Raw genomic sequence first — 16476 nt, 5'->3', positions numbered from 1 at the left:
GGCATCAACGGCCCCGGCACCACCCACGAACTGCCTGAAGGCGAGATCGGCATCAACGGTCCCGGCACCACCCACGAACTGCCTGAAGGCCACATCGGCATCAACGGTCCCGGCGTAACTGCTGAGCCCAAGCCGACCATCGATCCCTCAACTGTTGTAGCTGAGCCTAAGGTCGAGGCTACCCCCGTAGAGACCCAGGCTGAAGCAGCTCCCGCTCCTGCAGAAACCACCAAGGCTGAAGCAGCTCCCGCTCCTGCAGAAACCACCAAGGCTGAAGCAGCTAAGGCAACTCAGTCACAGCAGCAGCTTGCCAACACCGGCGCTTCCAGCGCAGCTGTATTGGCTCTTAGCGGTCTAGCTGTTGTTGCGTTGGGTGCAGGCGCAGTATTCGCAACTCGTCGAGCAAAGGCATAATCGCTCAATTCCTACTATTTACCAATAGAAGGAGTACGCGATAACTGACTCCCAGTGAGTCGGACGGCGGGTACGTAGCGATATAAGCTACGTACCCGCCGTTCTCGCTTTGGGCGCAGTTCCGTATGCTGCCTTCCCCGCTCCATTTCACTTTATTTCCAGAAGGTCCCATGAAAAAACTAAAAGGCTTCGCTGCCTATGCCTTTACCGGACTAGCCATCACAGGTACCTTACTCCTCAGTAGCTGTGGTTCTTCTACTACTGCAGAGCCAGCGTCAGAGCCATCATCAGCAGCTGCACAATCAGTCCCTGTTATTACAGATACAGCTGATATTCTTACGGACCAAGAAGAACAAGAGCTCACCCAGCGTATCTCTGACTTAGAGCAGGAGCATAACTCGCCGCTCACCCAAATCTTTATTATCGATGACAGCAGTAAAACAAACTTTGCAGCTGAGGTAAATCAAAAGCTCACGGAACAAGAGTCGAATTTTCAAGAACAAGGCGTCATTATCGGCATCAACCTTGGCAGCAAGTCAGCATATATAGCTCGGGGCTCTGTAGCTAGCCAAAACCTCACCAATGAGGAAGCATCCTATATCGTCGATAAGGCGATTCTCCCCTACGTTACAGCAGAAGAATACAACGGTGCGATGACCAACGCCCTTGATGGTGTCTACCAGCTTTCGCACAATAACACCACGGCTGACTCATCGCGGGGTAGCGCTAGTGCGAGCCCCACGGCCACTAGCTAGAAATGTTCCCCACGCTTTATAAAACAAACAGTAAATAAAAGTAAGGCCCTAGCCGTACCCTGCGGCTAGGGCCTTACTCGTTCTTTCAGCTAGCCAAGAATAGCTGGCGCCTCAAAGTCTTTCCCTGAGAGGTGCTGATCTAACCAGGCTGTGAAGACCTGGTACCAGAGGCGGGAGTTGCCGGGTTTCAGGATCCAGTGCCCTTCATCGGGGAAGTAGAGGTACTTGTGGCCTAGCTCCGGGGAGTGGCGCTGTAGGTCAGCCCAGAGGTGGTGGGCCTGGCCGATGGGCACGCGGTAGTCCTTATCGCCGTGAATCACCAGCATAGGAGCCGCGATATCGGCGGCATGATGACGCGGCGAGATGCTGTCGCCCTCTCCCCCGAACTCGACCTTCCATTCGTGCCAGGCACCGTTATCTGAGAGGTAGTACATGGTGTTGTAGTCCCAAATTGAGGCGTGGGTGACGTAGCACTTAAAGCGGGTGCCCGCGCGTCCTGCCACCCAGTTGGTCATAAACCCGCCGTAGGAGCCGCCCGAGAAGGCCACGTTATCACCTTGGATATCGTCGCGGGCGGCAGTCTCTTCGACCACCTGCATGATGTCGGTGTAGGGGGTGCCGCCCAGGTCGTCGCCGCCTCGGTCGAGCATGTGCTGGCCGTAGCCGGTAGAAATTGCGGGGTCGGGCATGAGCACAGCGTAGCCGGCTTCGGTGAAGGCCCAGGGGTTCCAGCGGTAGGTCCAGGAGTTCCAGGACCCCCAGGGGCCACCGTGTGCAAAGACGAGCAGGGGCAGGGGGCCGTCCGCGTCCTTTTCGGGTAGGGCGAGGAAGGAGGTGAACTCGGTGCCATCAGCGGCGGTGGAGCTCAGCCGCTCAAAACGGCCGGGGGCGCGCAGCTCTTCAACGGGTGAGGCCAGACGGGTGATATCGCCGCTTTCGATATCGATCCGCACGGGGTAGGCCGAGTGCTGGTGGGCATCGCGCAGGGCAATCAGGGAGCCTTCGTTGTAGGCCAGGGCCGAGAAGTGGCTGGCGCCGTCCTCAACCAGGGTGCGGGTGGAGCCGCCGATGCTGCCGGTCAGGATGGCGGTGGCCCCCAGGTGATCGGTAACAAAAGCGTAGCGGGTGCTGTCGAGCCACACGATATCGCCAGCCCAGCGGTCTACGTCGCGGGAGAGCTCGGTCAGCTGGCCGGTCTCAAAACTGTAGTGGCTGGCGTTAACCTTGATGGACTGGCCGGGCAGCCAGCGGCGCACCTCAGTGATAGCTAGACCGCTGCCGTCCGGAGTGAAGGGGCCTGCCGAGTAGTCGTGGGTTTCAGTCGCCTCAACCAACAGCTGGGGTTCTTTCTCGCCGTTAAGGTCGAGCAGCCAGGTGCTGTAGCGCTGGTGAATACCGCGGGTCTTGGTGTGTAGAGTGACGGCTGCACGGTCGCCGGTGGGGCAGACCTCAAAACCGGCTAGTTCTGAGCGGTCGCCCGGCAGCGCGATTCGGCGGGGTTGGCCGTCCCCGTCCTTAACGAAAAGGGCGCGGACGCCGGTGCCTAGGTCGTGGTCCCAGAAGCGGGTGGGGAATTCGGTGTAAAGCACACCGGAGGTTGCGGTTTTCTCGCGTTCATCGAGGGTCTTGGCCTGCTCTTCGAGGCTGCCCCGGTGGGCTTTGCCGCTGTAAATATAGCGGGTGGTCTCGCCGCGCTGGCGCACCGCGAGGGCATCCACACCACCGGGGTGGGTGAAGATGAGTTCGGGTTCACCGTGCTCAGGTAGGCGGTAGACGCCTTTGAGGCTCTTGGAGTCGGCTTCGTCAACGTCCTTGCCCAGGGTCAGGTAGATGTGCCCCTCATCGGTGATGGTAAGGACGGACGCGCCAGACTCGGGTGCCGTCAGCGGGTAGGGTTTGCCCTCCTGGCTTGTGGGAAGGGCCCAGAGGCGGGGGCGCCACTTTGCACCGTCCTTATTGAGGGTGTTGACGGTGAGCACCGGGGCACCGGTGCGACCCGCAGCCAGCCCGACCATACGAGGGTGTTCGATGAGCTGCGATAGATAGGCAGCGTTTTTCTGCTGGTTGTTTTCGCTAGATGTGGTGTCAGTCATAGACTCTACGGTATCACCAGCACCTACCGGGGCGGTAGCGCGTCCGCGTCCTCAAAATCATCTCCGGTGAGAAGAGGGAAAATATGCTGAGTATTCAGTGGGGCCTGGTTGCTATGGTCATCGCGTGCAGGGTCGGGGTGGACCCATCGGATTTCCTCAATTTCAGCGTTGGGCGCGGCCTGCTCCAGATCAGCGACACCCCCGGCAGTTACCAAGAGGTAAACATGGGCGCGGACGGTTCGCCCCGCTTCGTTGAGGGCCGCCGCCTGATAGGTACCCACATTCATCAAGGAATAGCGGTCGAGAACAAGGCCCAGTTCCTAGGCAGCTTCGCGGCGAGCAGTTTCTTCGGCGGTTTCGCCCGGCTCAGGTTTACCGCCGGGAAGCATGAACCCTGTGGTGCTGCGTTTGCGAACAGTGAGCACCTCACCCAAGGCATTACGAATGACAAGTGCAGAAACAACAATCGGGGCTGAAGTATCAGTACTCATATCAGTAACCCTATCTCAGTAGCCGATTTATCTTGTCACACAGGCACTTCTTATTTAGTGAGCGCTGGCACATCGTTGTATTCTTGGAAATGAAACTGCCCACAAGCGACAAGGGAGACGCCCTTCATGGCAAAGATTATCTACACCCACACCGATGAGGCTCCGCTGCTGGCGACCTACTCCTTCCTGCCCATTCTTGAGGCCTATGCTTCAACCGCCGGTGTTGAGGTAGAAACCCGCGATATTTCACTTTCTGGCCGTATTCTGGCTCAGTTCAGCGATATTCTCCCTGCAGAGCAGCAGGTAGCGGACGCCCTGACAGAGCTGGGCGAGCTGGCTAAGACCCCCGAAGCTAACATCATCAAGCTGCCCAACATTTCGGCATCCGTGCCCCAGCTCAAGGCCGCTATCGCTGAGCTGCAGGCCAAGGGCTTCGCTATCCCCGACTACCCCGATGAGGTTGTGACCGAGCAGGATAAGGACGTCCGCGCCCGCTACGACCGCGTCAAGGGCTCAGCCGTGAACCCGGTCCTGCGCGAGGGCAACTCAGACCGCCGCGCTCCCCTCTCTGTTAAGAACTACGCCCGCAAGAACCCCCACACCATGGGCGCCTGGTCAGCAGATTCCAAGACCAACGTCGCCACCATGGGCCACGACGACTTCTTCTCTAACGAGAAGTCCGTGATTATTGAGGCTGACGATACCCTGAAAATCCAGCACGTCGGTACCGATGGCACCGTGACTGTCCTCAAGGAATCCGTGCCCGTACTGGCTGGTGAAATCGTCGACGGCACCTACATGAATGTAGCTGAGCTCGATAAGTTCCTGGCCGAGCAGGTTGCCCGTGCCAAGGCTGAGGGTGTGCTCTTCTCTGTGCATCTGAAGGCCACCATGATGAAGGTTTCTGACCCCATCCTCTTCGGCCGCGTCGTGCGTGCCTACTTCTCCGAGCTTTTTGAGGCCTACGGCGAGCAGCTGGATGCCGCCGGCCTGAACGGTAACAACGGCCTGGCCGCTATTATCTCCGGTATCGATACTCTGCCCGAGGATATCCGCGAGGACGTCCGCGAGCTGATCCACAAGGGTCTACAGGAAGGCCCCGAGCTGGCCTACGTCAACTCCGACAAGGGCATCACCAACCTGCACGTCCCCTCAGACGTCATTGTGGACGCCTCCATGCCCGCCATGATTCGTACCTCCGGTCAGATGTGGGGCGAGTCAGGCCAGCAGGCTGACACCCTGGCCGTCCTGCCCGATTCTTCCTACGCTGGCGTCTACCAGACCGTCATCGAGGACTGCCGCGCCAACGGCGCCTACGACCCCACCACCATGGGTACCGTGCCCAACGTGGGCCTGATGGCGCAGAAGGCTGAGGAGTACGGTTCACACGACAAGACCTTCCAGCTTGAGGCGGACGGCAAGGTTCAGGTGGTGAACTCTGCAGGGGATGTGCTCATTGAACACGAGGTTTCTGCCGGTGATATCTGGCGCGCCTGCCAGACCAAGGACATCCCCGTTCAGGACTGGATCAAGCTGGCCGTCACCCGCGCCCGCGACTCCCAGACTCCCGCTGTCTTCTGGCTCGATAAGAACCGTGCCCACGACGCAAACCTGATTGCCAAGGTCGAGAAGTACCTGCCCGAGCACGATACTGAGGGCCTTGATATCCGTATTCTGGCTCCCGCGGAGGCAACCCAGTTCTCGATTGACCGCATCCGCAAGGGTGAGGACACCATCTCCGTGACCGGCAACGTGCTGCGTGACTACCTGACCGATCTCTTCCCCATCCTGGAACTGGGCACCTCAGCCAAGATGCTGTCCATTGTTCCGCTGATTAACGGTGGTGGTCTCTTTGAGACCGGCGCTGGTGGTTCTGCCCCCAAGCACGTTCAGCAGGTTCTGGAAGAGAACCACCTGCGCTGGGATTCTTTGGGTGAGTTCCTGGCCCTGGCTGCCTCCTTTGAGCACCTGGCCAAGACCACCGGTAATGCGTCTGCCCAGGTTCTGGCTGACACCCTGGATAAGGCGACCGGTACTTTCTTGAACGAGAACAAGTCGCCTTCCCGCCGTGTGGGCGAGATTGATAACCGCGGTTCTCACTTCTACCTGGCTAAGTTCTGGGCTGAGGAGCTGGCTGCTCAGGGTGAGGACGCCGACCTGGCGGCTAAGTTCGCCCCGGTAGCTGAGGCTCTGGCTGCGAACGAGGAGAAGATTGTGGCTGAGCTGCTGGACGCCCAGGGCTCCCCCGCTGACCTTGGCGGCTACTACAAGCCCGAGGACGCCAAGGCATCAGCGGTCATGCGCCCGAGCACCACGCTGAATGAAGTGGTGGATGGGTTAAAGAAGTAATTCTTTGAAAGATAAGGGTTAGAGCCTCGACGAGGCTCTAACCCTTTGCTAATTACTAACTCTAAGAGCTAACTTCACAAGTCCAAAATGAGAATTTAGTGGCTAGAATTTCACTTCAGGAAATCACCTTATATAATCCATATAAAATTTATATAAATATCAAAAATCACATACTCTAATCAATCAACATCACTTGAAGAAATCATTAAGCCGGAAGAGATTACCATGCTAAAAGATATTGATAACATTAAATTTATTCATCCATTTTCACGAGTCAACATAAAACCCGATTTGGTTATTTTGGACACCAACATCCTGATTAAACTTTGTCAGTTATTTTACAATGGCTCCACCAACGAAACAACTCGAGAAAAATTAAGTTTAGCACTCCAGCAAATACCTGCAACGCGCCCCCAAGATAGGGCAAACTTTATAGAAGTTAACTACGGCTATGCACTTTACGAAAGTGCCACAAATCGAAAAGGTGACTTTAAATTAGATCAGTACTTGCGAAATAGATTTGCAATTGAGGAAATTATTTCCTGGGATAAGGACCAGATCTCAAGGTATTTTAAGGACCACCGCCCGCTAAGCAGATACAGTAAAAAATACAAGAAAAACCACAACCGCCCGGTGAAAGGAGATGCACCAAGCACCTCGTTTATGAAAACCCCATTTCCATTCATTGTATCTGGGTATCTATACTTTTTAAAGATTGCCGAGCTGAATGAACGTCAAGATCTGGCCCCTGAAGAAAAATTTAAAACCTACATTGATTGGATGAACCAGTATTTCCGCGTATCTTACTTCATAAATCTCGGAAGCACAATCTTTCTGTGTAGTAATCAAAAAATATCCGGGAAAGCAAAGAAAATATTTAAGTACAGCGGAAAATCTAGTTCGAATATAGATAAGTTTGCGGACAGTTGCTGGAATGGCGCTTGGGACGTGTTCCTTACAGGCCTAACTGAGATGTCCACCACCGGACAAATCAAAGTATCCCAATATAAAGATCACCCCTACACGGTCCTCCTAACAGAAAACAAAGATCCAGAACTGCTTAGAGAAGAGGTGAGCGTGGACATTGTAATTGAATTTACAGATTCTATAACTTCAACGATAATGAACCTTGAATTAAATATGGATGAGAAATATCGAGAAATGGGACTCCACGAATACGCCGAGCTGAGTCCGTTTGAAGCAACCCAACGCCAGTTTAGAAAAATTCCAGATGATATGGAAGATAAACTCATAAAGGAAAGGGATAAACTTGAAAAGGCACTTGGAATTATAACAAATTAGAAAATTTGACACCATTCTTCATCACCCTCATATTTGAACCTCTCCCAAATATTTCTAAAAGCAGTTAACCAACAAAATCTAGACTCAAATCTGAAATATCGCTTAACCTATTTCCTTGAATCAAGATTTCAAGTATACTAGCCGCCTCGTCGTTGTTCGAGGCGGCTACTGCTTTCTGCAGCTCTGGTAGCGCAAAATGATACACCATATCTATATCGCCTGTGCCCAAAGCTAAAGAAGCTAAGCGTGAAGGCGTAGGTTCCCCCGTCACTACCACAATATGCGGTGTGCGTCCCTTACGGTTACGGATTATATTCAAGGCCTCAGAGCGTGCGTTCTGGGCACGGTCACTCCGCAAAGTCCACTTACAGCTGATAATGGCTTCAACAAACTTAGCCTCGTTATTCACAAGGCGGCGTGGTGTCAGCGTAGCGACAGAATCATCGACCCGTAGAGCACCATCATTGAAATAGGCATCAGGCTGAGGTGCCTTCGTCATAATCACGTCAGGACTGATATCGTAAGAATTTCCCAAAACCGTAGACAGAGTAGGGTCAGACTCTACAGCCCCAGCAAGCTGCTTCAAATGTAAATACGGTACGAACTCAGCCAAATAAAAGCCATGTCCACGCTTCACCACATGCTCAATCTCAGTACCTGGTGCAACAATATGGCTAAACTCCGCTAAGGTTCGGCTCAAGAATCGAGTCGTAGCAGCTTCAAAAACATGCCCCGCTGTCTGACCGGCCAATTTCTCGCCACCAGGCTTCACACCCAGTTGTTCAGCAATCGAAAGAGCAATAGCCTTACTAGTCTTCTGAGAGCTATCGGCATTAGAAGCCACCCCAGATTCAGTAACAGCAAGAACACCTAGGTCAATCAGCTCCTGGTGATATTCCTGGCGGAGCCTACGCAGCGACGCGACCATCCTTCACCTCCACATTCTGGTTTAGCAAATTAGCAATCTCAGTACCGATGGCGCAAGAAACCGGGGGCGGGAAAGCATTACCCACCTGCCGATAGGCAGCAGTTTTACGCCCGGTAATCTGCCAATCGTCAGGGAACCCCTGAATACGAGCAGCCATACGAACCGTCAGTCTAGGCATCTCAGCATAACCAGGCTCAGGAGCGACCTCAGCAATCGATTTACCGTTTACACCCATCTCAGCCCAGGCAGCCTTAGCCCGAGTAGGCCCCAGATCTGGGCCACCATGCTTCTTCGAGCCCCCCACCAATGTAGGCGCGATCTTCTGAGCTCCCTCGGCCCAAGCGTCCGCGCCCTCCCAGCCATTAGAAGCCATCAGGTCATGCAGAGTATCCCCTACCGTTGACGCTTCGTCTGGACGCCGCTCTGGCCACACAAAACAACCATCCAAGTCCTTATGAGTAGCAACTAAAATGCTGCGCGGTCGCAGCTGTGGCACCCCGTAGTCAGAGGAGTTAATAAGCTGCCAATCCACCACATAGCCAAGCTTCCCCATAGCCTTGATAATCTCATTGCGGTAATCAGCAAAACGCTTTGATAGCAGGCCTTTCACGTTCTCAAGCATGACAGCCTTGGGCTCAAGAACCTCAATAATCTCAAGTGCTCGAGGGAACAAATCACGTTCATCATCTGCACCAAGCTGTTTACCTGCGACGCTGAAAGGAGGGCATGGAACGCCACCCGCGAAGAGGTCCACACCTTTGTAAGGGGTAGGGTCCCACTCATTGAGGTCAGATTCAATTACGTTCCAATTAGGGCGATTAGCCCGGAGCGTGTTGCAGGCGTCCGAATCTATCTCCACAGCAGCAAGGTGCTCAAAACCCGCCATCTCAAGGCCAAGAGCCTGCCCACCAGCACCAGCACAAATCTCCACTGAAGTCAGCATGCGTGATTCCCCCATCTACTCATCTCAGCAATCGAATACATATTCGAATATATAAACCACTATACAGGCGCTTATGAGAGCTGGGAACCCTCTCAACAGACCTTCTTAGTCTACGGATGCAACAAGCCCACATCCATTATTTCTTGTGAGCTTTAGAGCTCACCAAGCTCGGTTATCTGCTCTTTCGTCAGGAAGGCGCCGAAGGCGTCCCCGTCTGGCTCGAACAGGTGCGCTGCAGATTCAGGCATCAGCACAGCGTCAAACCCCAGCGAATCCACTAGCTGGACAGCCGTATCTAAAGCTTCGCTCCCCTGGCCCGCATCAATCACCGCAACAGCCCGCGGCAGCGCATGCGGATTCAACGCCCGGCTATCAGACGTCAAAGCATCATACGCAATATGGTTCAACGTACGAATAACAGGAACCCGCACCCCCGGTAACTCAAAGACAGCGCCCGCTGTACCGGCGGCGTCCCAAGGGTTCGTAGCGTCAACCACCACACCACGAGCCGCCAAAAAATCAAAGCCGGGCAAGGCCGTGCGCGGCAAAGCCACAATCACAACATCAGCATCAAGCGCGCCCTCAAAATCCACCAGCTGCGCATCAGGCACCAGCGACCCCAAAATAATATCCAACATAGGCTTAGGCCGCGCATACACCAACGTCTCATGACCAGCAGCAACAGATAAACGAGCAAGCGCCGTACCGAGCTTACCGGCACCAAGAATCGAAACCTTCATACCCCTCATAATCGTTGACAACGCAAGTTTATTCCACGGTGTTTCAGAAGCAGGCGCCTTACACCCGTACTCACTGGATATAAGACGCCTGCAAGCAGTTAGCTAGTTATTACAGTCTCGCAAGCAGTTAGCGGATCCGGCGACAGATGAACCTGTGAAAACACCTGCTGCCTAGTATTTGTTGTGTGGGCCTATTTGCCCACATCAGGCCCGAAATCTGTGGAAAACGCTTCATCATTTGCGTAATGTGCCGTTAAAAACCAGTCAAGAGGGCTAATCCCCTTGCCAAGACGCACACCCCGAACTATAAAAACACATAAGACCTAGTCACAAAGATGTAGCCAGGAGATCCCTATGAAGCACACACCCACCCGTAGCCTTACCTTTGCAGCCATCGCGCTACTGGCCCTCACCGGCTGCGGCGCACAGGCCACAGGCAGCATTCCCGAGGCGGACGCCAGCGCCACGGCTTCTGTAACCGCCTCCAGCACCTCAGTCGCGGCTGATGCAACCGCAAGCGCAGCCGAAACCAACTACTCCGGCGGATCCAAAGCCCCCGACGGCGAATACCGCGCTGCCGACGAACACGGCCCCGCCCAAAACGTACCCAAACCAGTAGCACCCGACGGAATGAACGTAGAAACACCAGAAGCAATGGAAAAGTTCATTACGTACTGGAACGATATGCGGAACTATGCAATCCAAACTGGGGATACTACCGCTCTCAAAGAACTGACTTCCAGTAATTATGAAGCAGATTTAACATTTATTGATTCTGTTGAGCGTCTATACGAGGACGGCGGGTGGATTATTGGCCTCCAGCGAGAATTACATCTGAATCCTGATCTCGTTACAAGCTACGGAGATGGATTGTACGGCTACGGCCTGAACGTCACTTCAGAAAATGGAATTATCAATGAAGTAACTGAAATAAAGACTATAGACAGCAGCGAAGCGAATCTCCAGGGGTACGAGTTCTTCTTTAAATACAGTGACGGAGAGTGGGAAGCCTACGATGGAAAGGTAGTTAGGTAAATGCTGAGGAGAACTCTGATATCTTCGATGGCAATTGCCACGTCTCTGACGCTCTCGTCTTTCTGTTTAAGCTACGCTAACGATTCTGGGGACTCTGATAATAACGAGTTCAAAGTCAAAGTAGACAAAGATTATAATTGGGATACCTATATCGGCGTTAAAGATGCCCCAGTTCAGCAGGACTCTCATCCTGTTTCCAATGACGTTACTAGTCAGCTTGCCGATTTAAAAATCATTTACTTCGAAGCTCCCAACGATTCCAATCGTGCCCGGCTCCAGACCAACGGTGCTGTGCAACCCGGCACCTATTGTCTCGCAACCAACGGGGAGCTCGGCGTCCTCTCCCTCGTACCCACCGACTGGTCCGACGGCTCAGACACCCCCTACAACACGCCCCAAGGCACCCTCGGCTGCGTACCCCTCACCCCAGCAGAACTCGAAGCCGCAGGCCTAGAGCTTGCCGAAGAAAACGGGCAAACCGTACTACGCACCATCCGCGTCACCCTCACAACCCACGACTTCGACACCTTCCCCATCGCCCCTGCAACACCCCACCAAGAAAAAGCACCCCACACCCTCAAAAACTACAACACCAACTTCTGGGCAGACCCCAACCCCCAAGAATTCACGCGCACCATCAACGGCCAAAACGTCACCCTACGCGCAACACCAGTCACCTACACCTTCACCTACGGTGACGGCAGCGTGCTCGGCCCCACCAGCTACCCCGGCCAGGCCCTCGGCGAAGACATCTGGGACCAGCCCACCAGCACCTCCCACCAATACGCAGAGCCCGGCGACTACCAGTTCACCCTCACCACCACCTACCGGGGTGAATACTCAGTAGAGGGCGGTCCCTGGCAGGTCATCGACGGCACGGTTAGCCGCACCAGCGAACCTCAGCTCGTGAGAGTATGGCGTACCCAGGTTGGGCTAGTCGCCGATGACTGCACGACAAACCCCAACGCCTGGGGCTGCGAAAGCTAAAACCGGTACAGGCTACTGGTAGAGCTTGCCACCCGACTCTTCCAGGTAGCAGGTGGGGCAGAGCGACTCATAGCCCACGTGCACCCCATCAATAGCGACCTGGTCACCGGCAAACACAAACTTGCCGTCCACGGTGCGGCCGTTAAAGAGGGCCTTACGTCCGCACCGGCAAATAGTCTTCAGCTCCTCAAGGGTGTGGGCGATCTCCAGCAGGCGGGCAGAGCCGGGGAAAGCCCGCGTCCTAAAATCCGTACGGATGCCGTAGCACATTACCGGCACGTTCTCTTCCACCGCAATCCGCATGAGATCATCCACCTGCTCAGCGGTCAAAAACTGAGCCTCGTCCACCAGCAGGCACGAGACGGGCAGATGCCAGTGCATACGGTCGTCATCAGCATTAGGCTCAGCAGCAGCATGGAAGAGCTCGCGCACCGAGTCGTCCGCACCCACCAAAAAATCAGCCTGGCGAGTCACGCCTAGACGGGACACGATCTCAGTATCGCCCTTCGTGTCCACCTGCGGCTTAGCTAGCAGCACCCGCTGGCCTCGCTCCTCATAGTTATGGGCAGCCTGCAGCAGCGCAGTAGACTTACCCGAATTCATGGCGCCAAAACGGAAATAGAGCTTAGCCACGCGGCCACACCTTTCAACCCAGAACACGTACACAGAAAACAAAACCAAACCACACCATTCTAGCCCGGCCCGCTCCCCCGCTCACAGGCGTCCGCATCCTGACCAGACGACTTTGTACCACGCAGTGTTCAGAAATCAGTCTCAAAGTGGGCAGGGGCTGGTACAAACCGGAGTCAATGCACCTAGGTATACAAAAAGGGGGGGCCCCGGAAAACCCGGTGCCCTCCCTGTTCCTCACAAGTAACTTACTTGCCTGAGACCTCGAGGCCAGAGACATCGACGTCCTTGAGCGGGATAGTCTTTGAACCGGTCACCAGCTTGTGCACCAGCCACACACCAATAATGATGGGCAGGCCGATGTAGGCCGAGACAACCTCGAACCAGTGCCCAGCGAAGATAGCGTTGTAGTTCTGGCCGGCAATCACCAGCAGGCACATCAGCAGCGCAACGATGGGGCCAATCGGGAAGAGAGGGGCCTTGTAAGGCAAATCATTAACATCGTTACCCTGAGCCACGTAGGCGCGGCGGAAGCGGTAGTGGCAGATAGCCACACCCACCCAGGTGATGAAGCCCGATAGGCCAGAGATGTTAATCAGCCAGGTGTAGGCAGAACCCTCGCCCACCACGGCAGAGACGAAGCCGAAGAGGCCGATAGCGGCGGTCATGAGTAGGGCGGGCATGGGAATACCGCGGGAGTTCACGCGGGCAAAAATCTTGGGAGCACGCCCCTCCAGAGCCAGGGCGTAGAGCATACGGGATGAAACGTAGAGGCCCGAGTTACCGGCAGAGAGAATCGCGGTCAGAATGACGGCGTTCATCACCGAAGCGGCAAATGCAATACCCAGGTTCTCAAAGACCATGGTGAAGGGTGAGTAGGCGATGTCGGTGGTGTCCGCCCGCAGCAGGTTGGGGCTGGTGTAGGGAATCAGGGTACCGATGATAGCGATAGCACCGATGTAGAAGAGCATAATGCGCCAGAAAACGCTCTTGAGGGCGCGGGGCACGTCGCGACGGGGGTTCTCAGATTCACCAGCGGCAACACCGATCATCTCGGTGCCCTGGAAGGAGAAACCTGCGACCATGAAGATAGCCAGGATAGAGAGGAAGCCGCCCTTAAAGGGTGCTTCACCGTCAGTCCAGTTAGCGAAACCGTTGTCGTGGTTGCCCAGAATACCGAAAATCATGGCAACACCGGCAATCAGGAAGACGATCACGGTGACCACCTTGATGGTAGCCAGCCAGAACTCGGATTCGCCGTAGGAGCGGGCCGAGAGCACGTTGATACCCAGGATAATGGCCAGAAAGACGCCAGCCCAGATCCAGCCGGGGACGCCCGGCAGCCAGTAGGACATGATGACGCCGGCTGCTACCAGCTCAGCAGCTACGGTAATGGCCCAGTTGAACCAGTAGTTCCAGCCCATGGCGAAGCCGAAGGAGTCTGAGACGTAGCGGGAGGCGAAGGTCTGGAAGGAGCCTGCAACGGGCAGGTTAGCTGCCATTTCACCCAGGGACTGCATGAGGAGCAACACCATGATGCCGATCAGGGCGTAGGCCAGCAGGGCGCCGCCGGGGCCGGCTTCAGCGATGGTGGAGCCGGAGGCAACAAAGAGGCCGGTGCCGATGGCGCCGCCGATGGCGATCATGGAGAGGTGGCGGCTGGCGAGGCCGCGCTTGAGCTCTTCTTTGGTCTGCCCGGTGGGTGCAGACTGCGCTTCAGTAGACATAGTGTGCTGCTACTTTCGGTGGTAATGAGCCCCCAACAGTTTTGCTTAGGGGGCATAAGACAAACTTTAGATTACCACCGCGAGCGCCCTGCTCCCCCGGGTGGGCGGCGTGATTTAGCTCTGCTTATCTTCGTTGATGAAGGTGACGGACGCGCCGTGTTCAACGGTGCGGGAGACGGTGCAGTCTTTTTCGGCGGAGAGTTTGATCAGGCGGTCGACCATGGAGCGGGCTTTTTCGCCCTCGTCGGTGGCGGGGAAGCGCACGTTGAAGCTGACTTCGATGTCGTCGAGGCTAACTGCCTTGTTCTCGTCGACCTTGCGCAGGCCGGAGGAGTGCACGGTGAAGGTTTCGGGTTCTGATTTGCGGCCGGTGACCACATCGACGTCGATAGCGGAGCAGCCTGCGATTGCGGCTAGGAGCAGTTCAACGGGGGTGAGCAGGCCTTCGCTCTGGCCGAAGTCGAGGGTGTCGCCCTTGGCGTTGGTGGCGCGGTAGTGGCGGGAGGCGACCCGCTCGACGGTCACGGCGCGGTAGTTGGGGTCTTCGGTGCGGGTGGTCTTGTCGGTCATGGTTCTTCCTTACTGTGGGGTGGGGTGCGGACGCCGGTACCCGGGTAACGGCGCCAGCACGGGTTTTATTTCTGAGGAGGCAAGCAGTTACATGCTGATCAGAAAATTGGAGTTCCTCTAGTTTTATCTAAACTTATGGCTATGCACCACACCAGCCCAGATACAGGTCAGCTCTCAGCGCCTTCTACCCCCACCAACCTGCCGGGCCCCGCCAGCGGGGCGACGGCGTCCGCCCCCATTACGGGGGAACATATCAGCCAGCTCCCCGGCGAAAGCGGCTTCAAGGAAGGCCTGCGCGTAGCCGGTGTTCTCTGCATCGGCTTTGTGGTCATGGGTATGGGCTTGGGCGTGCTGGTCGCTTCGGTGGGCCTACCCTGGTGGGTTGCCCCGGCCCTTTCCGCTATTGTCTTTGCCGGGTCGGTGGAGTTCCTGCTGGTGGGCATGATTGCCGCCGCTGCGCCACTGAGCCTGATTGCTTCCACAACCCTGCTGATGAACGCCCGGCACCTGGTTTACGGCATCTCCTATCCCCTGCAGAACGTCAAGGGAAACCTAGCTAAGGCCCTGGCTGTGTATATGCTCTGCGACGAGGCCTACGCCCTGAATACCGCGCCGGGGTCGCAGAATTTTCGTAGCTCCCGCATCATGACGGTTTCTGTGGTGCTCTGGCTCTCCTGGTGGGGCGGCTCCACCCTGGGCGTGATTCTAGGAGCCACTTTCCTCTCCCATTTAGAGGGCGTTGACTTCGTGATGACCGGTATGTTCCTGGTGCTCTCTATCGACGCCTACCGGGCGGTCAAGGACCGGATCACAGCGTCCCTTGCGGTAGCCGCCTCGCTGACGGCCATCGTCCTTGCCCCGCATTCTATGCTGCTGATGTCTCTGTTGACCCTGGTGGTCCTGCTCATGATCCGTCACCTTGCCACCCAGCGTGCCACCACCCCTGCGAAGGAGGCTCCCCGTGCCTAGCACCGGTTACATTCTGTCAGCTATTTTCTTGGCTGCCGGCATCACCTTTGCCCTGCGGCTGATTCCCTTTGGGGTGAAGTCCGTACTCAAGGGTTCAGCCCTGGTGGCCAACCTTGCCGCCTGGCTGCCCATGGGAGCCATTATCTGCCTGGGCTTCTACGTGCTGGCAGAAATCGACTACTCTTCCCGCGAGACGGCCCTGCCCTACCTGGCCGGAGCGGTAGTAACTGTTGCTACCCACCTGTGGCGAAAGAACCTGGCACTCTCCCTCATCGTAGGTACAGCAACCTGCGTGGTGCTCGCTAACTGGGTTCTGTAGAAAAGAGGTAGGGGCGGGCATATCCTCGCCGATCGACCCTCTCGCAGGCTCGCAAGCTCGCGTGCGATTCACGCCAGCCCCATCCAATCGGCTCCAGATATGCCCGCCCCCTACCCCACCGGAGCCCAGCAAACACACAGCGGTGGGTATATCCCTGGAAGCCTGCTGGCTTGGGGCTGGCATGAATTCCAGCGAGCGCCCCAGCGCGAGCTGGGAGAGGGTCA

At 56.0% G+C, this 16476-nt stretch carries 17 protein-coding genes; 8 read left to right on the top strand and 9 right to left on the bottom strand.

The genetic code is table 11. From position 1 onward, the window contains the following. A partial coding sequence (locus tag ACED88_RS02115) for an LPXTG cell wall anchor domain-containing protein (protein WP_449108565.1) occupies positions 1 to 414 on the top strand: 414 nt, incomplete at its 5' end. Between the two features lie 170 nt (positions 415 to 584). Further along, positions 585 to 1169: a TPM domain-containing protein gene (locus tag ACED88_RS02110; RefSeq protein ID WP_237210346.1), complete on the top strand. Its 585-nt coding sequence runs from the start codon at positions 585 to 587 to the stop codon at positions 1167 to 1169. Between the two features lie 89 nt (positions 1170 to 1258). Here ACED88_RS02110 and ACED88_RS02105 read toward each other — a convergent pair whose 3' ends face one another. Genes ACED88_RS02105 through ACED88_RS02095 form a run of 3 tightly spaced genes read right to left on the bottom strand, consistent with a single transcriptional unit; the run spans position 1259 to position 3753 of the window. After that, positions 1259 to 3262 (bottom strand): alpha/beta hydrolase family protein, encoded by a 2004-nt coding sequence (locus ACED88_RS02105; RefSeq protein ID WP_449108564.1) that lies wholly within the window; start codon positions 3260 to 3262, stop codon positions 1259 to 1261. Between the two features lie 23 nt (positions 3263 to 3285). Further along, entirely contained in the window at positions 3286 to 3543 is a 258-nt protein-coding gene (locus ACED88_RS02100; RefSeq protein WP_449108563.1) for a hypothetical protein, read from the bottom strand. Positions 3544 to 3582: 39 nt separating this feature from the next. Next, a complete protein-coding gene (locus ACED88_RS02095) occupies positions 3583 to 3753 on the bottom strand; it encodes an NUDIX domain-containing protein (RefSeq protein ID WP_449108562.1) in 171 nt (56 codons plus the stop codon). Between the two features lie 126 nt (positions 3754 to 3879). Here ACED88_RS02095 and ACED88_RS02090 point away from each other — a divergent pair, with 126 nt between their 5' ends. Together ACED88_RS02090 and ACED88_RS02085 are read left to right on the top strand one after the other, a co-directional pair. Beyond that, on the top strand, positions 3880 to 6102 hold the full coding sequence (locus tag ACED88_RS02090) for an NADP-dependent isocitrate dehydrogenase (protein ID WP_449108561.1): 2223 nt from the start codon (positions 3880 to 3882) through the stop codon (positions 6100 to 6102). Between the two features lie 225 nt (positions 6103 to 6327). Next, positions 6328 to 7404 carry a hypothetical protein gene (locus ACED88_RS02085; protein ID WP_237204614.1) on the top strand — a complete coding sequence of 359 codons (1077 nt, stop codon included), beginning with the start codon at positions 6328 to 6330 and terminating at the stop codon, positions 7402 to 7404. A gap of 64 nt (positions 7405 to 7468) precedes the next feature. On the opposite strand, the gene ACED88_RS02080 is transcribed toward ACED88_RS02085, so the two are convergent. From ACED88_RS02080 to ACED88_RS02070, 3 genes are all read right to left on the bottom strand, one after another. Then, positions 7469 to 8332, bottom strand: coding sequence for an NgoMIV family type II restriction endonuclease (locus ACED88_RS02080; RefSeq protein ID WP_449108560.1), 864 nt, complete (start codon positions 8330 to 8332; stop codon positions 7469 to 7471). Continuing rightward, on the bottom strand, positions 8313 to 9275 hold the full coding sequence (locus ACED88_RS02075; protein WP_237204616.1) for a DNA cytosine methyltransferase: 963 nt from the start codon (positions 9273 to 9275) through the stop codon (positions 8313 to 8315). Before ACED88_RS02075 ends, ACED88_RS02080 begins: the two co-directional genes overlap by 20 nt. Positions 9276 to 9427: 152 nt before the next feature. Further along, positions 9428 to 10015: an NADPH-dependent F420 reductase gene (locus tag ACED88_RS02070; RefSeq protein WP_237204617.1), complete on the bottom strand. Its 588-nt coding sequence runs from the start codon at positions 10013 to 10015 to the stop codon at positions 9428 to 9430. Between the two features lie 354 nt (positions 10016 to 10369). Between ACED88_RS02070 and ACED88_RS02065 the strand changes: the two genes are divergently transcribed. Together ACED88_RS02065 and ACED88_RS02060 are read left to right on the top strand one after the other, a co-directional pair. After that, complete coding sequence (locus ACED88_RS02065) at positions 10370 to 11050, top strand: DUF6318 family protein (protein ID WP_237186066.1); 681 nt, start codon at positions 10370 to 10372, stop codon at positions 11048 to 11050. A gap of 27 nt (positions 11051 to 11077) precedes the next feature. Beyond that, complete coding sequence (locus ACED88_RS02060) at positions 11078 to 12037, top strand: hypothetical protein (protein ID WP_237186065.1); 960 nt, start codon at positions 11078 to 11080, stop codon at positions 12035 to 12037. A 12-nt stretch (positions 12038 to 12049) separates the two neighbouring features. On the opposite strand, the gene ACED88_RS02055 is transcribed toward ACED88_RS02060, so the two are convergent. The 3 genes from ACED88_RS02055 to ACED88_RS02045 all read right to left on the bottom strand — a co-directional run bounded on the left by ACED88_RS02055 (position 12050) and on the right by ACED88_RS02045 (position 14964). After that, complete coding sequence (locus ACED88_RS02055) at positions 12050 to 12670, bottom strand: thymidine kinase (RefSeq protein WP_237223381.1); 621 nt, start codon at positions 12668 to 12670, stop codon at positions 12050 to 12052. Between the two features lie 245 nt (positions 12671 to 12915). Further along, the gene (locus tag ACED88_RS02050; RefSeq protein ID WP_237199221.1) at positions 12916 to 14394 is read right to left on the bottom strand and encodes an amino acid permease; all 1479 of its coding nucleotides are present in this window, start codon (positions 14392 to 14394) and stop codon (positions 12916 to 12918) included. 114 nt (positions 14395 to 14508) lie between these two features. Then, positions 14509 to 14964: an OsmC family protein gene (locus tag ACED88_RS02045; RefSeq protein WP_449108559.1), complete on the bottom strand. Its 456-nt coding sequence runs from the start codon at positions 14962 to 14964 to the stop codon at positions 14509 to 14511. Between the two features lie 135 nt (positions 14965 to 15099). Here ACED88_RS02045 and ACED88_RS02040 point away from each other — a divergent pair, with 135 nt between their 5' ends. Continuing rightward, a complete protein-coding gene (locus ACED88_RS02040) occupies positions 15100 to 15933 on the top strand; it encodes an AzlC family ABC transporter permease (RefSeq protein WP_449108558.1) in 834 nt (277 codons plus the stop codon). Further along, positions 15926 to 16252, top strand: coding sequence for a branched-chain amino acid transporter permease (locus tag ACED88_RS02035; protein ID WP_449108557.1), 327 nt, complete (start codon positions 15926 to 15928; stop codon positions 16250 to 16252). Before ACED88_RS02040 ends, ACED88_RS02035 begins: the two co-directional genes overlap by 8 nt. The last annotated feature ends 224 nt before the right edge of the window (positions 16253 to 16476 follow it).

It is taken from the genome of Rothia sp. 11273D007AR, from assembly GCF_053547255.1.
This window is presented reverse-complemented; position numbering and strand designations above follow the sequence as displayed.